Source organism: Paenibacillus humicus NBRC 102415 (assembly GCF_004000905.1).
GTDB lineage: Bacteria > Bacillota > Bacilli > Paenibacillales > Paenibacillaceae > Paenibacillus_O > Paenibacillus_O humicus.
The window spans coordinates 62,511-83,932 of sequence record NZ_BIMD01000019.1 but is presented as its reverse complement, the minus strand read 5'-3'; the positions used below and the strand labels follow the sequence as shown (position 1 = coordinate 83,932).

General features: G+C 59.0%; 18 protein-coding genes and 3 tRNA genes. 12 read left to right on the top strand and 9 right to left on the bottom strand.

The window, feature by feature from the left end; translation table 11 throughout:
* The first annotated feature begins 54 nt into the window (after positions 1–54).
* The 7 genes from serS (at position 55) to PHU01S_RS13500 (ending at position 10,083) form a co-directional block, all read left to right on the top strand.
* Positions 55–1,338, top strand: a complete 1,284-nt coding sequence (gene serS, locus PHU01S_RS13525) for a serine--tRNA ligase (RefSeq protein ID WP_048745940.1) — start codon at positions 55–57, stop codon at positions 1,336–1,338.
* 113 nt (positions 1,339–1,451) lie between these two features.
* Positions 1,452–1,540: transfer RNA gene (locus PHU01S_RS13520), tRNA-Ser, on the top strand.
* A gap of 192 nt (positions 1,541–1,732) precedes the next feature.
* Positions 1,733–2,080, top strand: coding sequence for a hypothetical protein (locus PHU01S_RS13515; protein ID WP_021879958.1), 348 nt, complete (start codon positions 1,733–1,735; stop codon positions 2,078–2,080).
* 18 nt (positions 2,081–2,098) lie between these two features.
* The gene (locus PHU01S_RS25785) at positions 2,099–2,272 is read left to right on the top strand and encodes a hypothetical protein (RefSeq protein WP_021879957.1); all 174 of its coding nucleotides are present in this window, start codon (positions 2,099–2,101) and stop codon (positions 2,270–2,272) included.
* Between the two features lie 28 nt (positions 2,273–2,300).
* Positions 2,301–2,456, top strand: a complete 156-nt coding sequence (locus PHU01S_RS13510; protein WP_048745939.1) for a small acid-soluble spore protein P — start codon at positions 2,301–2,303, stop codon at positions 2,454–2,456.
* Between the two features lie 186 nt (positions 2,457–2,642).
* Positions 2,643–3,713: a hypothetical protein gene (locus tag PHU01S_RS13505; protein ID WP_048745937.1), complete on the top strand. Its 1,071-nt coding sequence runs from the start codon at positions 2,643–2,645 to the stop codon at positions 3,711–3,713.
* A gap of 238 nt (positions 3,714–3,951) precedes the next feature.
* Positions 3,952–10,083, top strand: coding sequence for an alpha-amylase family glycosyl hydrolase (locus PHU01S_RS13500; RefSeq protein WP_127508005.1), 6,132 nt, complete (start codon positions 3,952–3,954; stop codon positions 10,081–10,083).
* A gap of 76 nt (positions 10,084–10,159) precedes the next feature.
* Here PHU01S_RS13500 and PHU01S_RS13495 read toward each other — a convergent pair whose 3' ends face one another.
* The 6 genes from PHU01S_RS13495 to PHU01S_RS13470 form a co-directional block, all read right to left on the bottom strand.
* Positions 10,160–11,269 carry a TFIIB-type zinc ribbon-containing protein gene (locus PHU01S_RS13495; protein WP_127508003.1) on the bottom strand — a complete coding sequence of 370 codons (1,110 nt, stop codon included), beginning with the start codon at positions 11,267–11,269 and terminating at the stop codon, positions 10,160–10,162.
* A gap of 6 nt (positions 11,270–11,275) precedes the next feature.
* Positions 11,276–12,352 carry an SPFH domain-containing protein gene (locus PHU01S_RS13490; RefSeq protein ID WP_049868659.1) on the bottom strand — a complete coding sequence of 359 codons (1,077 nt, stop codon included), beginning with the start codon at positions 12,350–12,352 and terminating at the stop codon, positions 11,276–11,278.
* Between the two features lie 133 nt (positions 12,353–12,485).
* Positions 12,486–12,562, bottom strand: a tRNA-Pro gene (locus PHU01S_RS13485).
* Between the two features lie 87 nt (positions 12,563–12,649).
* Entirely contained in the window at positions 12,650–13,027 is a 378-nt protein-coding gene (locus tag PHU01S_RS13480) for a PH domain-containing protein (RefSeq protein WP_021881280.1), read from the bottom strand.
* A 130-nt stretch (positions 13,028–13,157) separates the two neighbouring features.
* Positions 13,158–13,234: transfer RNA gene (locus tag PHU01S_RS13475), tRNA-Arg, on the bottom strand.
* Between the two features lie 50 nt (positions 13,235–13,284).
* Positions 13,285–13,482, bottom strand: coding sequence for a hypothetical protein (locus PHU01S_RS13470; RefSeq protein ID WP_048745202.1), 198 nt, complete (start codon positions 13,480–13,482; stop codon positions 13,285–13,287).
* Between the two features lie 217 nt (positions 13,483–13,699).
* On the opposite strand from PHU01S_RS13470, the gene PHU01S_RS13465 reads away from it, so the two are divergent.
* The 3 genes from PHU01S_RS13465 (at position 13,700) to PHU01S_RS13455 (ending at position 15,591) form a co-directional block, all read left to right on the top strand.
* Positions 13,700–14,116, top strand: coding sequence for a GntR family transcriptional regulator (locus PHU01S_RS13465; RefSeq protein WP_021881282.1), 417 nt, complete (start codon positions 13,700–13,702; stop codon positions 14,114–14,116).
* Positions 14,113–15,216 (top strand): DUF1648 domain-containing protein, encoded by a 1,104-nt coding sequence (locus tag PHU01S_RS13460; protein WP_049868665.1) that lies wholly within the window; start codon positions 14,113–14,115, stop codon positions 15,214–15,216. The genes PHU01S_RS13465 and PHU01S_RS13460 overlap by 4 nt, the downstream gene beginning before the upstream one ends.
* A 162-nt stretch (positions 15,217–15,378) precedes the next feature.
* On the top strand, positions 15,379–15,591 hold the full coding sequence (locus tag PHU01S_RS13455) for an aspartyl-phosphate phosphatase Spo0E family protein (protein WP_021881284.1): 213 nt from the start codon (positions 15,379–15,381) through the stop codon (positions 15,589–15,591).
* 58 nt (positions 15,592–15,649) lie between these two features.
* Here the strand turns inward: PHU01S_RS13455 and tadA are convergent, their stop codons facing one another.
* On the bottom strand, positions 15,650–16,126 hold the full coding sequence (tadA, locus tag PHU01S_RS13450; RefSeq protein ID WP_127508001.1) for a tRNA adenosine(34) deaminase TadA: 477 nt from the start codon (positions 16,124–16,126) through the stop codon (positions 15,650–15,652).
* 476 nt (positions 16,127–16,602) lie between these two features.
* Between tadA and PHU01S_RS13445 the strand changes: the two genes are divergently transcribed.
* The gene (locus PHU01S_RS13445; protein ID WP_049868666.1) at positions 16,603–18,804 is read left to right on the top strand and encodes an ATP-binding protein; all 2,202 of its coding nucleotides are present in this window, start codon (positions 16,603–16,605) and stop codon (positions 18,802–18,804) included.
* Positions 18,805–18,891: 87 nt separating this feature from the next.
* Positions 18,892–19,614, top strand: coding sequence for a 23S rRNA pseudouridine(2604) synthase RluF (gene rluF / locus PHU01S_RS13440; protein ID WP_049868667.1), 723 nt, complete (start codon positions 18,892–18,894; stop codon positions 19,612–19,614).
* A gap of 158 nt (positions 19,615–19,772) precedes the next feature.
* Here rluF and motB read toward each other — a convergent pair whose 3' ends face one another.
* Entirely contained in the window at positions 19,773–20,612 is an 840-nt protein-coding gene (motB, locus tag PHU01S_RS13435) for a flagellar motor protein MotB (protein WP_049868668.1), read from the bottom strand.
* Entirely contained in the window at positions 20,596–21,399 is an 804-nt protein-coding gene (gene motA / locus PHU01S_RS13430) for a flagellar motor stator protein MotA (protein ID WP_048745204.1), read from the bottom strand. Before motA ends, motB begins: the two co-directional genes overlap by 17 nt.
* Between the last annotated feature and the right edge of the window lie 23 nt (positions 21,400–21,422).

Here is a 21,422-nt window from a genome sequence, read left to right as displayed (position 1 = left end):
ATAACGTCCGCCCTGATGTCTGTTTTTCAAGAATCAGAGAGGGGTGCCCCGACCGTGCTTGACGTACGACTGCTTAGAAATGAATATGACCGGGTAGCCAAAGCGCTGACCGACCGCAAGAAACCGCTGGACCTCATCTCCTCCTTCCCGGAGCTGGACGCGAAGCGCCGCGGAATATTGCAGGAAGGCGAAACGCTGAAGAACCGCCGCAACACGGTGTCTCAGGAAGTAGCCAAGCTGAAGAAAAACGGCGGCGACGCCGAAGCCCTCATCGTGGAGATGCGCGAGGTCGGCGACCGCATCAAGGAGCTCGACGAAGAGCTGCGCGTGCTGGACGAGGAGCTTGAGGCTCTTCTGCTCGCGATTCCGAACATGCCGAATGATAGCGTGCCCGTCGGCGGCGGCGAGGAAGACAACGTGGAAATCCGCCGTCATGGCGAGCCCCGCACGTATGAGTTCGAGCCGAAGGCCCACTGGGATCTGGCTGAAGGACTCGGCCTTCTCGACTTCGAGCGTGCGGCCAAGGTCACCGGCTCCCGGTTCGTCTTCTACACGGGTCTGGGCGCCCGCCTGGAGCGTGCTCTCCTCAACTTCATGATGGATCTGCACAGCGACCAGCACGGCTACTCCGAGGTGCTGCCTCCGCAGATCGTGAACCGCGACAGCCTGGTCGGAACCGGACAGCTGCCTAAGTTCGAAGAAGATTTGTTCAAAATCAAGGACAGCGAGTACTATCTGATTCCGACGGCGGAGGTTTCGGTAACGAACCTGCACCGGGAAGAAATCCTTGCCGCGGATGACCTTCCGAAGCGTTTTGTCGCCTTCAGCGCCTGCTTCCGTTCCGAAGCCGGAGCGGCAGGACGGGACACGCGCGGCCTGATTCGCCAGCATCAGTTCAACAAGGTGGAGCTCGTGAAGCTGGCCAAGCCCGAGGAATCCTATGACGAGCTCGAGTCCATGACGCAGAACGCCGAGCGCGTGCTGCAGCTGCTGGGCCTTCCCTACCGCGTGCTGCAGCTCTGCACCGGCGACATGGGCTTCTCGGCCGCGAAGACCTACGATCTCGAAGTTTGGCTTCCAAGCGCCAATACGTACCGCGAAATCTCCTCCTGCTCCAACTGCGAGGATTTCCAGGCGCGCCGTGCCGGCATCCGCTTCAAGCGCGACGCCAAGAGCAAGCCGGAGTTCGTGCACACGCTGAACGGCTCCGGTCTTGCGGTAGGCCGTACGGTCGCCGCAGTCCTGGAGAATTATCAGCAAGCCGACGGAACGATCCTCGTGCCTGAGGTGCTTCGTCCTTACATGGGCGGCATTGAGGTTATCGGTCCGCGCGGTTGATTGACTCTCTTCATGCTTGGAGCGCCATTCCTTCCAGGAATGGCGCTTTTTTTGCCTTGAATCGGTTGCCTAGAGGGAAACGGCTATGGTACAATGCTCAGGTATTGAACGATGGAGAGATACCGAAGCGGTCATAACGGGGCGGTCTTGAAAACCGTTAGGGTGCAAGCCCACGTGGGTTCGAATCCCACTCTCTCCGCCAATTCATTTCAACTAAAGCTCAAGCCCGGACAGGAATGTCCGGGCTTTTTTATTTTTGCTGCAGCAGGAGCCGATTGTCGTTCAGCCGTCAGGAAACATTTTGCAAGCATCTTCGTCATCCGCCGTATTAGGCCGTATCGAGGCATAGAAAACCTGATTTCGATGCAACCTACGGGATGGAGGTGGAAGGCCAATGAGCAATCCCGATATGCTTCAGCTGGACCAGTCCCGCTTGGTCGAGGCCTGGAATGAAACGCTCCCGACAACGATGAATGAGACCGACCGCTGCGAAGTCCATGCCGATGAAGAGGATCCGCGATCGCTGCGGGTCACGATCTTCGGCGCCGGGCATCAGATGTACTCGTACGACTTCAAGGTTACCTATGTGGACAGCCGGGAAGTTCAAGTGACGCTGATCGATGTCGATCAGGACAAGCAGACGATCGACGAGCGCAAGGAGCTCGTACAGGAGCAGGTAGCCGACTATATCCGGCATTTGCATGAATGCGCCCAGGCGCTGCATCGCTTGACCAAAGTCTGAGCAAAGGGGGAATGGAGCTTGACGAAGCAAAAAGGACCGGATAAAAACCTGCAGAATGTGGCCAAGGATCTCGAAATGGAGCCGGTGAACGCGCATAATGCCAACCAGCTGCAGCGCCAATCGGAGGACCGCAGGCATCAGGACAATCTGAACCATGGCGACGAGACCGATCTGGATCATCAATTGACCTGACCTTAGACAGCAAAAGGAGGAGAAGCCGATGAGCAAGCCGGACAGCATTCCGGTTCCCAATCCGGATGAAGACCGCAAGGCATCCCGCGACCGGGACCACGGACAGCCGCAGCAGCCGATGTCGGGCAGCAAGACGGTCAAAAACCGCAATCATGTCGACCATCACAATCCCGAGGGCAGTTAAGCCGGAAGGAACAGCGGGTGGGATCGAGGCCGTTCCCGTAGTGCGGGAGCGGTTTTTTTGATATGCAAATCATTACTCGAATTGAATAATTTTTTGATTACTTGTTCTCCCCCTTATTCAATTCCCATCGACAATGGTAGAATACAAAGAGTAGATTTCACGCAGGATTTCAAAGGAGGAAATACATTGAACGCGAAAAACCGGCCCTGGAAGCAAACGCTCGCAGTCCTGTCCGCTGCGGCGCTTGTAGCGGCCGCCGGATGCAGCAAATCCCCATCTCCGAAGGCAGAGCTCGAATCCGCCCTTGCGAGCATCGCAGCGGCTTCCTCTTACGCTTTCCATTCGACTGTTAATTTTGACGATCTTCAGCTCCCTTCCGGTCAGGCTGCAGGCGCAGCAACCGGCGAAGCCGCCAGCCTGCTGAAGGGAATGAACATAACGATGGACGGCGTCTACCAGAAGGATCCGATGCGCACGGATGCCAACGTCCAGCTGGCGCTTCCCGGCAATCCTCAGATGAATCTGACGCTGCCGATCATCATGACCGGCAGCAAGCTGTATGTGAAGGTTCCGTCGATACCGGCCCTGCCTGCGACCGCGCAGCTGGCGGACAAGTATGTCGTCATCGACACGGACAAGCTGGCCGAGGAGCAGGGCGAGCAAGCCGCGGCGCTGGATCCTGCGGTGCAGCAGAAGCTTATGCTGGAAGCCGGAGCTGCTTTCATCAAGCCTTTTGAAGAGAAGACCTACTTCAAGAGCTTGAAAGCGAAAGACGTGCAGGGTCTTCCTGAAGGCCTGGAGCCGGACTCCGTCTCCCAGTTCCTGATCGATTCCTCCAATGCCGAGGATGCGAAGGCGACTGCGGCGCAGAAGGCGATTCCTGCCGTGCTTGACGTGGTGCTCGGCAACGAGCAGTACCTGAAGGCGCTCGGCATGGACAAGGCGGAAGCGGAAGACAGCAAGAAACAGCTGCAAGATCCGCAATCGGAGCTGTCCAAGAAGCTGAAGGAACAGCTGAAGCTCAGCGAGGTCAAGGTGCTCGGAGCGGTCAAGGACGGCAAAATGGCCTACGAAAGCGTCGACGCCAACATCGAGTATGCCGGGGGCAAATCCGGTCCGCTCAAGCTCGTCATGCATTCCACGACATCATACAGCAAAGTCGGCGAGAAGGCTGCCTTTACGGGCGCCATTCCGACAGATGCGATTCCGGTCGAGCAGCTTGAAGCGGCGCTGCAAGGATCGGCCGCCAGCAAATAAAAACAGGTCTGAAGCCTTGCTTTAATCGACCCTGGAACCGCCTCGGCCCGAGGCGGTTTTTTTATGAAAAAAATCGAAAAGAGAAATCGTCTGGAATAAAAATGGAAGCGATTACTTTTTTCATTGACAGAGGAAAAACAGGAATGATATGCTAAATAATAGAAACATGCGCAAACGTTTGCACTATCGTTATCCTTTGGCCTTATTTAGGCCCTATTCTAATCTGGGGGGAAACAAGATGAAATGGCAGCGGATCATCCGCAACCGGAGCATAGGGGCCGTCATGGCCTGCCTGCTTGTTCTGCAACTGTTGGCCGGCATGGGACAGGCATCGATTGTAAGCGCTAACAGCGAGGTGTCTGTTCCTCCTGCATCATCCAGCATCTATCAGGATCAGCCGGGCGGCACGTCCAGCTGGTATGTCGCCGGTACTGTGAACGACTGGAACAATGCCGACGCCAATTGGAAGTTCAAGCATCTGACGGGCTGCTTGTACGCCTATACGGCGGCGCTCGCTGCCGGCGATTACGAGTTCAAGCTGACCAAGAACGGCACCTGGGACGGCTTCGGCGACAACGGGAACAACTTCAAGCTTAAGCTGGACCAAGCGGAATCGGTCACCTTCTTCGTCAACGACGAAATCGGACAAGCCCGTATCTCGGTGCCTGGGGTGCACGGCCTGGCCCAATACGTTCCATCCCTGGACGATATGAAATGGCCTCGTCTGGTCGGAACCATGCAGAAGAAGCTCGGCGATCCCGCGGATTGGGATCCGGCCGGCGCGACATACCGGTTCCTCGACTACAACCTGGACGGCAGCGTGTACAAGCTCCAAGTCCAGCTGCCGGAAGGCCGGTATGAGGCCAAGGTTGCCTTTGGCCCGAGCTGGGAGGAGAACTACGGCGCGACAGGTCCAAACGGCGGCAATCTGAATATTGTCGGAGGCGACGATCTGTACGCCATCTTCAGCATCGACTACAAAGGAGATCAAAAGCTGAAGGCCGACACATTCCTTGCCGGCGGCGGTTCGAACGGCAAGATCAACAAGGACGCCATCCAGTTCGACAGCCGCTCGCTCACCTTCAAGAAGCCGTTCGGCGCCATCGCCGAGAACGGCGCGGACCTCACGCTCCGCGTGGCCGCTGCCAAGGACGACGTGCAGATGGCGCGGGTGGAGCTGACGAATGCAGAGGGCCTCGCATCGACGCACGAAATGCGCAAGGTGACGACCGTGGACGGCAAGGACTACTGGGAAGCGATCATTCCGAAGTCCGTCTTCACCGGAATCGGCATCTGGGGCTATAAATTCATCCTCATCGACGGCTCGGCCAAGCTGGAGCTCGGCGACGACAAGAACGGCACGTCCAGCCGCGGCGGGACGGGCATGGCCGCGGAGGACGGCGCCGTACCATTCGATCTGACGGTATACAAAGCCGATTACAAAACTCCGGACTGGATGAAGAACGCCGTCGTGTACCAGATCTTCCCGGACCGCTTCTTCGACGGGAATCCGGACAACAACCGCGCCAAGCTGGTGGACGGCTACCGCGGGGATCGGAACGAGAATCGGGTCGACAAGGACGCTCCGATCAAGTCGCTGCCTTTGCAATACTTTGACGGCGGAGTAGCGAACGACCCTGCTCCCGGACAAGTCGCGGGACAGTGGAGCGACGTGCCGGAAAATCCGGACCGCGTGAAGCCGGAGAACAAGCCGTATTACCCGAACGCGACTTCGGACGGCACCTGGACCAACGAATTCTACGGCGGGGATATCCAGGGCATCGGGATGAAGCTGGATTACCTGCAGTCTCTCGGCGTGACGGCGATCTACCTCAACCCCGTCGCATGGGCGGCATCCAACCACAAATACGATGCCACCGACTACAAGCATCTGGACCCGATGTTCGGCGAGCCGGTGTACAACAAGCCTGGCGATCCGGCCTCAGGCCTCAACTATGAGGAGACGCGCAAGGCGTCGGACAAGGTGTTCATCGACTTCTCCAAGGCCGTCAAGGCCAGGGGCATGCATCTCATCACGGACGGCGTGTTCAACCACGTCGGCGACGACAGCATTTATTTCGACCGCTACGGCAAATATCCGGAGATCGGCGCTTACGAGTATTGGGCGAAGGTCTACGACTTGCAAAACGCGGCAAAGGATAAAGGAGAGAGCCTCGACAAGGCGGCAGCCGAGCAGCAGGCCCGTGCTTTCTTCACGGGCAAGGTGAACCCCGCGACGGGCAAGAACTACGAATACCCGGCCGACTTCGGCTTCATCGACTGGTTCACGGTCGAGAACGTGAAGGTGGCGGACAAGGACAGCACGAGCACGCATTACAAATACGACGCCTGGTGGGGCTACGATTCCCTGCCGGCGATGGATGCCAAGACGCCGCAGCCTGGCGACGCGGACGCGATCGGCTCCTCCGAGGAGCAGCATGAATGGAACAATATCGGCTACCGCGAAGCGGTCATCGGCCACGACTTGAGCGGCAAATCCGCCGAGGATGCCGAAGCGGCCATGCAGAACGTCGTCTCGCAGCGCTGGCCTTGGATGGGCTCCGGCGGCTGGCGGCTGGACGTCGCTCCGGACGTATCGACCGGAACCTGGCAGAAGTTCCGCGAAGCCGTCAAGTCGACGGCGGGCCTCAAGGACGCAGGCGGCAACGATATCGAGGATCCGATCATTTTGGGCGAGGAGTGGGGCGTGGCGACTCATTACCTGCTCGGAGACCAATTCGACTCCGTCATGAACTATCGCTTCCGCGGCGCGCTGCAGGCGTTCCTCATCGGCGGCGATGCCAAAACCTTCAACGATACGCTTGAGTCCATCCGCGAGGATTACCCGGAGCAGGCATGGCAGGCGATGCTCAACCTGGTGGATTCCCATGATACGACGCGTTCCATCACGAAGCTGATGTTCCCGAACTACGAGGAGGAGCATCTGGTCATCGCCAAGGATGCGGACGACAAGGCGCTCAAGCAGCAGGCGCTGGTCGCTCTGTTCCAGATGGGCTATCCGGGCGCGCCGACGATCTATTACGGCGACGAGGTCGGAGTGACCGGCACGAAGGATCCGGATTCCCGCCGTACGTTCCCGTGGGAGCGGGTCGTGGAGAGCGAAGGTCCTGACGGCAAAAGCTATTCGGCAACCGGCTCTTATGCCGGACTGCTGGACTCCTATCAAAAGGCGGCCAAGCTCCGCGAGTCGGAGGCGGTGCTGAGAACGGGCGATCTGAAGGCGGTCTACGCTACCGGCGACGCCATCGCTTACGCCCGCAAGAACGACACGAAGGCCGCGCTCGTCTCCATCAACCGCGGGGATGCCGCGCAGAAGATCATGGCCGACGTGACGGGCTACCTGCCGGACGGCCTGACGCTTGTCGACGGCCTGGGCAGCGGCATCAGCGCCGTCGTAACCGGAGGCAAGCTGGAATACACGCTGCCGGCTCTCTCCGGCGTCATGATGATTTCCGAAGGCGCTCTGTCGCCTGTCGCGGAAGTCGGCGGCCTGCTGGCCAAGGCGGGCAACGGCAGCGTCGAGCTTTCCTGGAATGCCGTTGACGGCGCCGAGGGCTACCGCGTCTACCGTTCGCTGATCGACGGCGGCAAGCTGGAGCTGGCCGGTACAAGCACGGAAGCGGCATTCACCGATACGGCCGTAACCAATGGAACGAAGTACTATTACAGCGTTGCTGCCTTCCAAGGCGCTTCCGAAGGCTTGCCGGGCCCGACCGTGTCGGCGACCCCGGCCTATCCCATCACGGAAGTGTCGGCCGTATCGACCGTCGCTGCGGACGTCTATCTCGGCGTAGGCCGGACGACGGGCGAGCTGACCGTATCCGTGAAGGCTCCCGGCCTGACGGACCGGGGAGACGGCCTGCAGCCGGCCGGTCTCATCGGCAAGCTGATGTATTTCCCGGACGGCTCGGCCAAGGCCGAGGCGGCTTCCAAGCCGCTGAAGTTCAAGGCGGACGGAGCCGACGGGGACAAGGTGTACGCGGCTTCCTTCGAGCCGCTGCAAGCGGGCGTGTACCATTATTACGCCGCCTTCTCTGCCGATAACGGAGAGACCTGGACGGAATCCACGGGGCTGTCGCATGTCACGGTGTTCCCGAATGAGGACACGGATGCGCCGGCACCTCCGGCGCTCGCCGCCATTACGGTGGAATCCAGCCGGGCGGTGCTGAACTGGACGAGCGAAGATGACTCCGTCTATGGCTTCGAAATCTACCGAGCTGCCGGAGCGGATGGCTCCTTCGTCCGGATCGCCTCGGTTACGGGCGGCAAGCGCAGCTATACCGACTTTACGGTGAGCAACGATACGACCTATCGCTACAAGGTCGCGGCCTATGACATGGCGTACAACCGCAGCTTCTCGGAAGAGCAGAGCGTGACGCCGAAGCTGGTCATGGTGGATGTGACGCTCCGTCTCCATCTGCCGGATTATACGCCAAGCACGGATGACATCACCATCGCCGGCGATTTCAACGGCTGGAACGTGACGTCGACGAAGCTGAACGTGCCGAGCGGCGCGACGAACCGCAGCGTGGTGGAATATACGTTCAAGATGATGGCCGGCAAGTCGATCCAGTACAAATACGCCCGCGGCGACTGGGACAAGGAAGCTCTCACCAGCCACAAGCATCTTGCCGGGGATACGACGGATCCGGGGAACTGGGCCTACAGCTCCACCGATACGAATATGCAGCTTCAAATTTCCAATCAGGGCGGCAACCGAATGGTCGTCGACGACTACGTCCTCCGCTGGGTGGACATGCCGTTGATGGTTCTGCAGCCGCGCATTTCCTACGGGGAGGACATTCGCTACTCCACGGATGAGAACCATTGGACGCTTAGCGCCAACGTTCCGTACGGCGTAGCCTTCACGATCAACAACCAGCCGATCGCGGACGGAGCTATGGATGCACAAGGCAATGTGTACCTGAAGAACATTCCTCTGATGCCTGGAGAGAACAAGTTCGTGCTCCATATCGAACCGACTCAAGAGACTCTGAACCTGCCGTTCTACACGGATAAAGGGCGGGCAAGCCAAGCAACCAAGACGATCAATGTCGTCATTGACCGCTCTTCGGGCGAAGCGACGCCAAGCGCGAAGCCGAGCGAGGCGCCAAGTGCGACGCCGAGCGAGTCGCCAAGCGCAACGCCGAGCGAGTCGCCGAGTGCGACGCCAAGCCCGAGCAGCCCGCCTTCGACGCCGGCACCGACTGCTGCTCCCAGTGCTTCTCCGTCTCCAACGCCGGTCGGGCAGACCTTCTCGATCTTGGCTGCCGACCTCAAGCCGGATACAGGCGGCGAAGTGAACGTGACGCTGGGCGAGGCCGTCCAGACGGTGCTGATCCCTAGAGAAGCCGCCGGTCTGGCCGCAGGCTCCGTGCTGCGGATCCATAAGGGCACAACCACGATCGTGCTGCCGCAGGAGCTGTTGGCCGCAGCGGCTGCGGAAGGCAAGGGCAGCCTTGTCCTCCGTTTGGATGAAGTCTCCGGCACAGAGGCGGACGCTCTTCTGGCCGGGCTCAAGAAGCAAGGCCGATTCGGCAGCCTCGCGGCGATCGGCTCTGCCATTAAGGCCAGACTGCTCGTCCAGAACGGAGATTCCGAGCAGGCGGTATCCGCAAAGGGAATGAAGCTGAGCTTCAAAGCGGCTTCCGCGGCGGACGGGAAGACGGCCAACGTATACCGGATCGACGGAACCGGAACCGGGACCTATGTCCGCGGAACGTGGAACGGCGCCGACGGCAGCTGGACCGTTCCGGCCGACGGCAGCTCCGCTTATGCGCTGCTGCATGCCGGCCGCGAATTCGCCGATCTCCCTGCCGGACATTGGTCGGCAGCCGCCGTCCAGTTCCTGGCGGCCCGCGAGCTCGTGAACGGCGTCTCGGAGCAGCAGTTCGCTCCGAACAAGGCCGTCACCCGCGCGGAATTCGCCGCCATGCTCGCCCGAATCCTGGAGCTGAAGCCGGGCAGCGCCAAGCCTTTCGCGGATGTAGGCGAGAACGCCTGGTACGCGGATTCCGTCAGCGCCGCCTATGACGCCGGCATCATTGGCGGCAGGGGCCGTGATGCCTTCGCTCCGGGAGCGTCCGTTACCCGCGAGGAAATGGCCGTCATGCTGATGCGCGCTTATGCATACGGAATCAAAGAAGGCATTCTGACGGCTGTGCCGTCGAATCCGTCCGTTCCATCCTTCAAGGACGAGTCCGCCATCAGCGGCTGGGCAGCGAAGGATGTCCTTGCAGCCGCAGGCCTTGGACTGCTCGGAGGACGGGACAACGGCTCCTTCGCTCCGGGCGATCAGCTGACCCGCGCAGAAAGCGCGGCGGCGCTCTACCGCTTGCTGAGCCGATAAGATCAAAAAAAGAGGCTTGGGGATCATCCCAAGCCTCTTTGCCATTCATTCCATCCAGCGGCCGGCAGGTTCCGCACTATCCTTGTCCTTGGCGGCTCATCACGAGCAGTACGACTGCGGCGAGGACGGCCAGGCAAGCCAGTGTAAAAAAGGCGATTTTCCAAGGGCTGCGCGGAGCGTGGCCGGATACAAGCCCGGTCTGCCCGTTGACCATGAAGCGGTACGGCTTGGATTTGTACGTATAGGTCGCGTTCCATACCGGCAGCAGCAGATGCTTGTAGGTCTGGTTGGCGTACCGGGTGCTGATGCTCAGATTGCTGATCTCGTCACCTCCGATCTGGGAGCGGACAGCGCTTTCCACCGAGGAGGCGATTCTCGCCTTGGCCAGCTCCCAGCCCCGGGAGCGGCCGATCGAATACCGCTCGGCGACATAACCGCTGAGATAGTCCGGCTTGTAGCCGAGCAGTCCGTCCAGACGGAAGTCGCCGAGCCGGTCCAGCAGCTTGGCGTCGTATTGGCCGGAAGCGGGAATGAGGACATCGTCGAAGAAATGGTCGTAGCTGCCGCTTACGAAATGCCAGACCGTATAGCGCTCCTGCTCGGTATACGTTTCGGTTTTGCCGTCTACCGTCCGGGTGCGGGTCACAGTCCGGTAATGATAATCGCCCCGCTGGGCGGAGTAGGAGGAGTCCGTGTCCGTATCATACGTCCAATAGGGGATATAGATTCCCGTCAGCCTGGCGGCCGTGCGCTCCCGCTTGAAGGCATTGGGCAGAAACCAGCGCTTCTTCTTCCAGGACCGGAAGGAAGCCTCCGCAGCAACGCTGTCGACATGGAAGGGAATGAGCGATTCCGGACGTATGCTCGCCGTCTCCGGCTGCGGCAGCACCTTGGGAGAGCCGCAAAACGCGCATACCGTCGCCGTCTGCTGCGCGGGAATGAGGCTCTCGCCGCCGCAATTGCCGCATTTGACCGCGACCTGGGCGATGCCCCAGTCCGTGTCGGCATCGTCCTTGCCGTCCTCGAGATCATGCTCGCTGGGCGGGGTGCGGTCTTCTTCGATTTCCTGCAAGCGGCCGCAGTATTGGCATTTGAGCTGCTGGCTGCCGACATCGAACAGCATGGGACCTCCGCATCCGGCGCAAGGAAAAGCAACGACCTCCGGAACCTTGACTTCTTCGGCCATCGGAATCTACACCTTGGTTCCGCAGTTGGAGCAGAACTTCGCGCCGGGCGCGAGCGGCTGGCCGCATTCGGAACAGAACTTCTTGCTTCCGGGAGCAGAGCCTGAATCCGTCGCCGCGCCGCTCGCGGCGGAGCCGCCTCCGGAGGAGCTGGTCCCTGCGGCGCCGCTTGCGCCGCCTCCAGCGTGACTGCCGCCCGCTGCCGAAGGGCTGCCGGAGCTTTCTTCGCCTTGCTGCGACAGCATCCGGCCCATCGCCTGGCCCATCGCCATTCCGGCTCCGAGGCCGATGCCGGCGCCGGCGCCTCCGTCCGGGTTGTTGGCCGCCTCCCGGATCGCTTCGGCGGATTGGTACTTCATATAGGTGTCCAGATTGCCCACGATTCCCATGGACGATCTGCGGTCGATGGCGCGCTCCACTTCTTCGGGGAGCGACAGGTTCTCGATCGTGAGGGCGGTGAGTCCGAGCCCCATGGAGGCGAATTGGGGCTGCAGCTTGGCGGCCGCGGCGCTGCCGAGCTCGTCATACGATGCGGCGAGATCGATGACGGGAATCCGCGATTCGCCCAGCAGGTCGCTGATTCCGGACACGATGACGGATTTCAGGTAGCTCCCGACATTTTCCGCCGAGAAGGCCGCTTGGGTGCCGAAGATTTCCCGGAGAAACACCGCCGGATCATGGACCTTCAGGGCGTAGTTGCCGAAGCCGCGCAGCCGCACCATGCCGAACTCCGCATCCCTCATGATGACCGGGTTGGAGGTCCCCCACTTGAGCTGCGTGAAGTTGCGCGTGCTGACGAAGTAGACGTCGGCCTTAAACGGCGAGTTGAAGCCGTACTTCCACGATTTGAGGGCGGTCAGAACCGGCATGTTCTGCGTGCTCAGCGTATAGGTGCCGGGGCCGAAAACATCGGCGATCTGGCCTTCGTTGACGAAGACGGCCGCCTGCGACTCGCGCACGACGAGCTTGGCTCCCATTTTGATGGCATTGTCGTAGACGGGGAAACGGTAGACCATGGAGCCGGTGTCATCCAGCCACTCGATCACTTCGATGAATTGGCCCTTCAGAAAATCGAAAAGTCCCATGCGACGCCTCCGATCGGTAAGGTTTTACCCTATTATAAACGCTGGATGGGCCGATTCGACACCGTTTGGTAAAAAGAACGGAGGGAACAACAAAAAAACCGCTGCCTCAGGCACCGGTTGTAAGGGTTTGTGATGGTCGAGACGACAGGATTTGAACCTGCGACCTCTTGCTCCCGAAGCAAGCGCTCTACCAAGCTGAGCCACGTCTCGAAAACTTTGCAAAAAAATAATAGCATGGATGCAAAGGAGCTGTAAAGATGGAAGAAGCCCTTCATCCAAAGGACGAAGGGCTCACGCTCATTTGCACACGTATTCGGTCAAAACGGCTTGAAGCTCGTAAATATTGAGAGACTTGTTGAACGTCTTCGAGACCGGCGTCGGACTGCCGGATACCCAGAACTTCAGCTCGGCGTCCAGATCGAAGTGGCCGGCGGTCTCGACAGCGAAATGCGTAATGCTTTTGTACGGGTACGAATGGTACTCCGTCTTCTTGCCGGTCAGTCCCTGCTTGTCGATGAGGATCAGCCTGCGGTCGGTGAACAGGAACATGTCTCGTATCAGCTTGTAGGCTTTCTCCACGCGTTCGTTCCGGCCCAGCATATGCTGGAATTCCTTCTGCACCTCGGCAGGAGCAAGCTCGGATGCATTTCCCATCAGCCCGTCGAATAAGCCCATTGATCATCGCCCTTTCCTTCATTCCGCTTTCCCCTTCTAACGCGCCATGAGGGAAAAAGTTCCATTTATACGGGGAAGGAAATAAAAAAGAACCGCACAAGCGTACGGTTCCCGATCATTTAAGTAGAAATGGCGCGCCCGATACGATTCGAACGTACGACCTGCAGTTTAGGAAACTGTCGCTCTATCCTGCTGAGCTACGGGCGCGCATCGGATTTACTATACCATGGTTGACGGCGTCCCTGCAACCGGAGGCGTCAATCCGACACGGCCATCAGGTAGGACGGGCGCAGCGACTCCTTGCGGACCGCAATCGGATAGTTGACCCCTCTCCAGGTCCGGAATGCCGTGTTGAACACGTACAGCCGGTCATCGGCAGCCAGCAGGCGATGCGTGTCGAGGCAGTACACCATCCTGGCGTCCGCGGCGAATTGCTCCTTGCGTTTCTTTTCCATCCTCATTCATCCATCCTTCCGCTTTCGTTCCTATCAGCTTTCCCGTCGAGCGAGCCCGCCAGACCTGTTCTCTGTCTCTATTTCTATGAGGATGGGACGAGATTCAGAACTTGAAGCCGGCAAGGAGTATGGCGGAAGCTTTATTGCTTCGTATCGTTCTATCTGTTATGCTTTGTGTATAACAAACATACGGTAATAAAGGGAGGAGGATGCCGCCATGATCGTCTCCATCGACTACGAGTCCGACACTCCGCTCTATACGCAGCTATATGACGAAATCGTCCGAGGCATCGCATCGGGCCGGCTGGAGTCCGGGGAGAATCTGCCCTCGGTCCGCAGCCTCGCCGGCGACCTCGGCATCAACCTGCATACGGTCAACAAGACGTACCAGCTGCTGAAGCAGGAGGGCTTTGTCCATATCCACCGGCAAAAGGGAGCGGTCGTGCAGCCGGCCGGCTCGCTGCCAGTCACGGATGCTTTTCGAACGCGGATGGAGCGGCAGCTGGAATCGCTTGCCTCGGAGGCGTTATGCCGAAGCATGCGGGAGGAAGAGTTTCTGGAGAGATGCCGAAGCGCCTATCGGAGCATCCGGCCTCAAGCAAGAGATACGCATGAAGGGGGAAGGGAGCGATGAACATGTCTTTGTACGGATTCGGCTTGACGATGGGGGCTGTCTATGTGCTGGTCCTGGCCGTGGCGGCTTTCCAGCCTTCTCTTGCTCCGCGGAATATCCTGTTCGGAATCTCAATTCCGAAGTCGGCCGTCGACGATGATGCCGTCCGCAAGCTTCGCCGTTCCTATACGGGTCAGGTGATCGGGTACGGCCTCGCATTCGGCATCCTGGTTGCCGCGGGAATCCTTTGGAAAACAGGCGGGACGATGCCTGCCGATGACACGCAATGGCTGGCGACGCTGCCGGTCGGCGCTCTGCTGGCGCTGTTCGGCATTTCGGGAGGCCTGTTCGTCGCTTTCCATCAGAAGGCGGAGCGCCTGAAGCGCGAGTCAGGCTGGCAGGAGGAGAGAAGGACCGCCGCCAGCCTGTCGCTCCGCAAGGAACGGCTCCACTACCCGCTCTATGCCTTTGCTCCCCATCTGCTCGTTATCCTTATTTCTGCCGGAGCCGCTTGGCTGCTGTACGACAAAATACCGGACAGCATCATTACCCACTACAACGCTCGAGGAATTCCGGACCGGATTCAGGACAAATCCTACGGCACTGTGTTCGAGATGAATCTCGTCCAGCTGTTCATGCTGGCCATATTCATCTTCGTCAACTATACGACGGGGGCAGCCCGGATGAAGATCGATCCGGCCGACCCGGAGCGCTCGGAGGAGCAGCAGCGCCGCTATCGCAAGGGAATGTCCTTGCTGATGCTCCTGCTGGGCCTGGGCATGGTGATCTTCATGGGATTCCTGCAAGCCTTCATGCTGTACGGGGGAAGCCGGATGAATGGAGTCCTGATCGGGGCGGCGGGCATTGCGCCGCTTGTCATGTCGGCGGCTGCCGTCGTCAGCATGATGAAGCTCGGCAAGGGCAGGATGGAGGCTTCGAGACCGGGGGAGGATGCGAAATGGAAGGCGGGAGCTTTCTATTGGGACCGGTCGGACTCCGCTATTTTCGTCGAGAAACGGACGGGCATCGGATTTACGCTCAACTGGGGCCATCCGGTTTCGTGGGTGATCCTCGCCATTATCCTTGGATTTGCCTTGGCCCCCTTATATTTGAATCCTTAGTCCTATTCAAATGAGCCTAAAGTCCTGATCTGAAACCGGATTTGTCGAATATTTCCACCATTTATCGTTATTTTGTCGACAAGTTATTACAAACAAATCCTCCCCATACGGGTATAATAAAGAACAGCCCGACGGAAGAAGCATCCAGGTGAGGAGCGTAGCTTGAGCGACGATATGATGAGGAACGAACGATTGGAGAGGCTGCAGGAGCTGCGCAGAAGGCTATACCAGGCAGCGGAGGAACGGGGAAGCCTCACGGATCCCGAAGTTCTGGCCATCAGCGAGGAAGCGGACCGCTTGATTGTCGAGCTGCAGCAGCAGCAGCGCGAGTTCAAGCTCGAACGAATATGGAAACAAGGGCCTGCGGCCCGGTGAGCAAGAGAGCGGATGATGCCTCCCTTGAGAACCGGAGCTGCAGGCCCTTACTTTGTTCTTACCGGGTGGAACGGGATTTGCGCAGACGTCTGAAAAAATCGGTGAGCAGCGAAGCGCACTCCTCTTGCAGCACCCCGGACGTAAGCTCGGCTTCATGGTTGAACCTCGGCTCATCCAGAAGATTCATCAGCGTGCCGGCGCAGCCGGCCTTTGGATCGGGAGTGCCGTACACAACCCGCTTGACCCTGGATTGGACCAAAGCTCCGGCGCACATCGGGCAGGGCTCAAGCGTGACGTACAGCGTGCAGTCCAGCAGCCTCCACGCGGCAAGGCTCCGGCTCGCTTCGCGGATGGCCAGCATCTCCGCATGCGCGGTGGAGTCGGGGATCGATTCCCTCAAGTTGTGGCCGCGTCCGATGATCTTTCCCTCATGCACGATGACGGCGCCGATCGGCACTTCTCCGATCGCTTCCGCTTTTCGGGCCTCGGCGATCGCCTCGCGCATCCAGCGTTCATCTTCTTCCTGACGAAGCAAATCAATCTTTCCTTCCTGAAGCGGGTTTATGGACTTATTGTCCCCGATACCCGTGGCGGATGCAAGCCGCTTGTCAACAGAATCTGTGCATAAAAGGCCGAAGCAAGCTTGCCCGCCCGTTCCTGCCGTCAAGCAGTGACTTTCGACAGAGAGGGAATGTCGAATAATAGCGTTTTATGCTACGAACAAACATTCTTTTGTTAACATGTTGTGCACAATTTTGTGGATAACTATAAATTATTAGAATCTTCCCGCAAACTATCCACTGAAACGCTGTGTACAACTCCCCGAAAATGTTGATAAGTCATCATTTTTGTGGACAGAGCTGTGAATACATCCGAAAAAGAGAAGAAGAGGACGTTGAACTGTGGATCAAAAGTCCTTTTATGCCGTTTGACCCTGAACAGAAGAGGCCGCAGTCTGGGTATATGTGGTATCATCTGGATATTGATCCTCTTATAAGGATGTGTCCGGCATTGTCCGTCAAAACCAGGCTTTCCCTTATCATTTCCTTGCTGGTCAGCGTGATGCTGGTCCTGAATGTTTTCATCAACGAGCACTTTATCCGTCGGGAACTGAATTCGCAGAATGCCATGTTCTCGGAGACGGTAGGCCGTCAAACATCGGTATTGGTGGAAGACTTTCTGGAAGGAAGAGAGAAGGAGCGCGAGAAAGCGGCGACGATACTGCGCCATGCCATCGAGGGCGCGGCATCTCTGGTAGGGGGAGCGGAGAACGTGGCCAGCCTGAGGAAGGTTGCCAAGCTGACAGGAGCCGAAAAGCTGGAGCTGCTGAAGCCGGTGTCCGGAGGCTACCGGGTTACGGCTTCTAGCGACGCAAGCCGGATCGGCCAGATGGCGCTCAAAATGAGCGACCTTCCTGCGGAGTGGGCAGGCGGACCTCCTGCAAGCGGGGAGCGCTATCTCATGAAGGACACTTTTTCCGATGGAGACAAGGTGCCCGTATCGTGGGGCTATTACGCCGATTCCGAACATCCTTACATACTTGCATTGACAATCTATTCACACGGATACTCTCCGGACACGCTGATCGAGCAAGTCAGGACCTATCAGCCCGAGGTGCTTGAGATCGGCATCTGGAGCATGAGCGGGCAAAAGGGGGTTGACGCCAGCGCCTTGAAATACGGAAGCGAGCAGTACACTTCCGATTCGCGCGGCATCGAGCTGATGAAGCTGGCGGAAGCCGGCAAGGCACAGTCGGAACAGGCGGTCATCGGGGGCAAGTCCGTGCTCCGGTCCTGGTATCCTTTCGAGGAAGCGAAGAACAGCAATTACGTCATCTCTGTCGTTGTCGACCGGACGCAGATTGAGAATCTCTCCTCCATGCACCGGCGCAACCAGATCGGCAGCTCGCTGCTCATTCTGGCCGCGACGCTGATCGGGACATGGGTCATCATCCAACTGCTCCTGCGGCCTCTCAAGGGGATTCTGCACAAAGTCAACGAAGTCGCGTTCGGCAGGTTCGACCGGGATATCGAGGTGAAGCGCAGCGATGAGATCGGGGAACTGGCGAGCCGCATCAACCATATGTCGGGAAGCTTGAAATCGTATACGGACAAGCTGAAGGCGGCTGTCAATGAAAATGCGCTCATGAAAGAAGAGCTGGAATCGATCTTCAACAACACGGCCGATTCCATCGTCATCATCGGCTTGGACGGGAACCTGCTGAGGGTCAACGAATCCTTCCTCCATACATTCGGGTATTCTCCTGCGGACATTTCCTCTTTGCGCATTACGGATGTGGTCCATCCCGTCGAGCATGCCTACAAGCATCCGGAGCTTGCCCGCATGCTCCAGGGGGAGGCGCTGCCTCCCGGAGAAGAGAAGTGGCGCCACAAGGATGGGGATTACCTGACGGTGGGCGTGACGATGTCCGCCGTCCGCAACTCGCAGGGGGAGGTGTGGAGCCTGGTGGCGGTCGCCCGCGACGTCACCTCCAGAGCGAAGATGGAAGAGCTGCTGCGGCAGTCGGAGAAGCTGACGACGGTCGGCCAGCTCGCTGCCGGCGTCGCCCATGAGATCCGCAATCCTCTGACGACACTGCGCGGTTTTCTCCAGCTGCAGCAGCAGAGCGGCAGGCTGAATCTGCAGCATAACGACATCATGCTGGCCGAGCTTGACCGGATCAATCTGATCGTAAGCGAATTCCTCATCCTGGCGAAGCCTCAAGCCGCCAAGTTCGAGATCAAGGATGTTCGGTACACGCTGGGCGACGTCATCTCGCTGCTGGACAGCGAGGGCCATCTCAAAAATGCCGTCTTCCATACCCGCTTCACGACGGACAGCTGCCTGATCTCCTGCGAGGAGAACCAGCTCAAGCAGGTATTCATCAATGTCATCAAAAACGCGATCGAAGCCATGCCGCAAGGCGGCAACGTATACTTCGACATCCAAAGGGAAGAGCCGCATTCCGTCCTGGTCCGGATCACGGATGAAGGGATCGGCATTCCGGAGGATATCATCCCCAAAATCGGGAATCCTTTCTTTACGGGCAAAGAAACCGGAACGGGGCTCGGCATCATGGTGAGCCAGCGGATCATCCAGAGCCACAAAGGCCGCATGGAAATCCAAAGCAAGCTGGGCCAGGGCACATCCATCCTCATTACGCTGCCCATGTCTCCCGATCGGCGCAGCGGCGGAGACGGAGCGGCTTCTTGAGAGCGGCTGAGGGTGTGGTACAATGGTACCATTGAAGCTGCTGCCGAAGCGGCGCTTAGGCAGGCAGCAAGAGCCGAGGTGGATCGATTGCGTATCAATAAATGGATCAGCGAAACGGGGTTCTGCTCCCGCAGGGAAGCGGACAAGCTGGTAGAAGGCGGACAGGTTACGATCAACGGCGCGCTTGCCGTCCTGGGATCCCAAGTCCAGGACGGCGACGAGGTCCGGGTGAAGGGCGAGCTGGTATCCGCCCACCGGGGCCACGTCTATCTGGCTCTGAACAAGCCGGTAGGCATTACGTCGACGACGGAGTCCCACATCGAGGGCAATATCGTCGATTTTGTCGGCCATAAGGAACGGATCTTCCCGATCGGACGCCTGGACAAGGATTCCGAGGGGCTGATTCTGCTCACCAACGACGGAGATATCGTCAATCGGATCCTCCGCGCGGAAGGGCGCCATGAAAAGGAGTACGTCGTGACCATCGACCAGCCGGTCACGCCGATGTTCCTGAAGGGAATGAGCGAGGGCGTCCGCATCCTCGGCAGCATGACGCTGCCCTGCAAGGTGGCCAAGGTCGGAGAGAGGACATTCCGGATCATTCTCACCGAGGGCAAGAACCGGCAGATTCGGCGCATGTGCAGCGCTTTCGGCTACAAGGTGCGCCGGCTGCAGCGGCTGCGGATCATGAACATCCAGCTCGGCAGCCTGCCGGTCGGCAAGTGGCGCGATCTAAGCCGCGAGGAGCTGCAGCAGCTGTTCTCCGATCTGGACTACGAGCCGGCTTCGCCCGCAGGAAGCCGGAGCTGAACCGGCGGCAGGGATCAAGCTGCCGATGGAGCCGGCTGAGGGGGGGCCGGAGATGTCTGCGAGCCCCTGGCGCCGCCGCCGAGCGCTGCTCGTGCGAGCCCTGCTAAAAAGAAAAGCCCCGCTTTCTCCGGTTCGACCGGCGAAAGCGGGGCTTTTGTCTACTTGAACACTTCCGATACTTCGCTTTTGGCTGAAGGCTCGGCGTAGTTGCGGATGATGGACACCTCGACCCGCCGGTTCTTGGCTCTGCCGACATCGGTGTCGTTGGTGGCCAGAGGCTTGTACTCGCCGTAACCGACGGCGCTGAAGCGCTTGGGATCGAGGTTCGAATTGAGCAGAAGGACGTCCATGAAGCGGACGGCGCGCATCGTGCTCAAATCCCAGTTGGAGCTGAATTCGGAATTGTTGATCGGCTGGTTGTCGGTATGGCCCGACACCATGATCTCGTAATTGGGATACTTCTGCAGCATGCCGCCGATGAAGGTGCCGAGCTTGCGGGATTCGGGCTTCACCGCCGCGCTGCCGGAAGGGAACAAGGCGCGGTCGCTGATCGTAATCATCAGGCGGGACTGGTTGAGCTTCGTCTCCAGCTGGGTGCTGAGGCCGTTGTCCTTGATGTACTTGTCCACCTGGCGCTTGAGCTTCTCGAGATCCTCCTGCTCCTTGCGCATCAGCTCCTGCATCGCCTTGTCCAGGCTCTGGGAGTCCTGGGTCGACTGCGACGACTGGGAGGAGGACTGTCCCTGCTCCTTTTCCTTCTTGTCGGATACCATCGCCTGGGCGTCGATCGACTTGTAGCTCTCGAGGACGCCGTTGCCTCCGCTGAGGGCGATGTTGAAGGCGCGGCTCATCTGCTCGAACTTCTTGGCGTCGACCGAGCTGGAAGCGTAGAGAACGATGAAGAGGGCGAGCAGCAGGGTGAGCAGGTCGGCATAAGGGATGAGCCAGGACTCGTCCACATGCTCTTCGTGGTCGTCGTGCTTATGTTTCTTGCTCAATGAGCTTCCCTTCTTTCGATTCCTGCATTTGGATTCGTTCCTTCGGCGTCAGGTAGACCGACAGCTTCTGGTTGATGGCGATCGTGGAGACGCCGGACTGGATGGAGAGGAGGCCTTCGACCATCATGAGCTTGAGCTGGATCTCGCGCTTGGAAATCCGCTTCAGCTTGTTGGCGATCGGATGCCACAGCACGTAGCCGGTGAAGATGCCGAGCAGCGTCGCGATGAACGCGCCGGCGATCGCATGAGCCAGCTTCTCCATGTCGCTCATGTCCGAGAGGGCCGCGATGAGGCCGACTACGGCTCCGAGAACCCCGAGCGTAGGGGCGTAGGTGCCGGCTTGGGTGAAGATGAGGGCGCCGGCCTTGTGCCTGTCCTCCGTCGCCGCGATGTCCTCGAGCAGCACCTCGCGCACGAAGTCCTGGTCGTTGCCGTCGATGATCATGCGCATGCCGTTCTTCAGGAACGGATCCTCGATGTCCTCGACTTTGGTCTCCAGAGCGAGAAGTCCTTCGCGGCGGGTTACGGAAGCCCAGTCGGCGAACATGCCGATCAGATTTTGGCGGGAGAGCAGCTTGGGACTGAAGAAGACGAGCTTCAAGAGAGTCGGAAACTTGGCGATCTCCGACATCGGGAAGCCGATGAAGAGCGCCGCGGCCGTTCCGACAATGATGATCATAAATGCCGCCGGGTTGGCGAGATTGTGGAGCGGAGCTCCCTTAAGCACCATGCCGACCAATACGGCGGCAAAACCCAGTACAATACCGATGAATGTGGATTTTTCCATAATACACCCCGTCCAAAAATGGT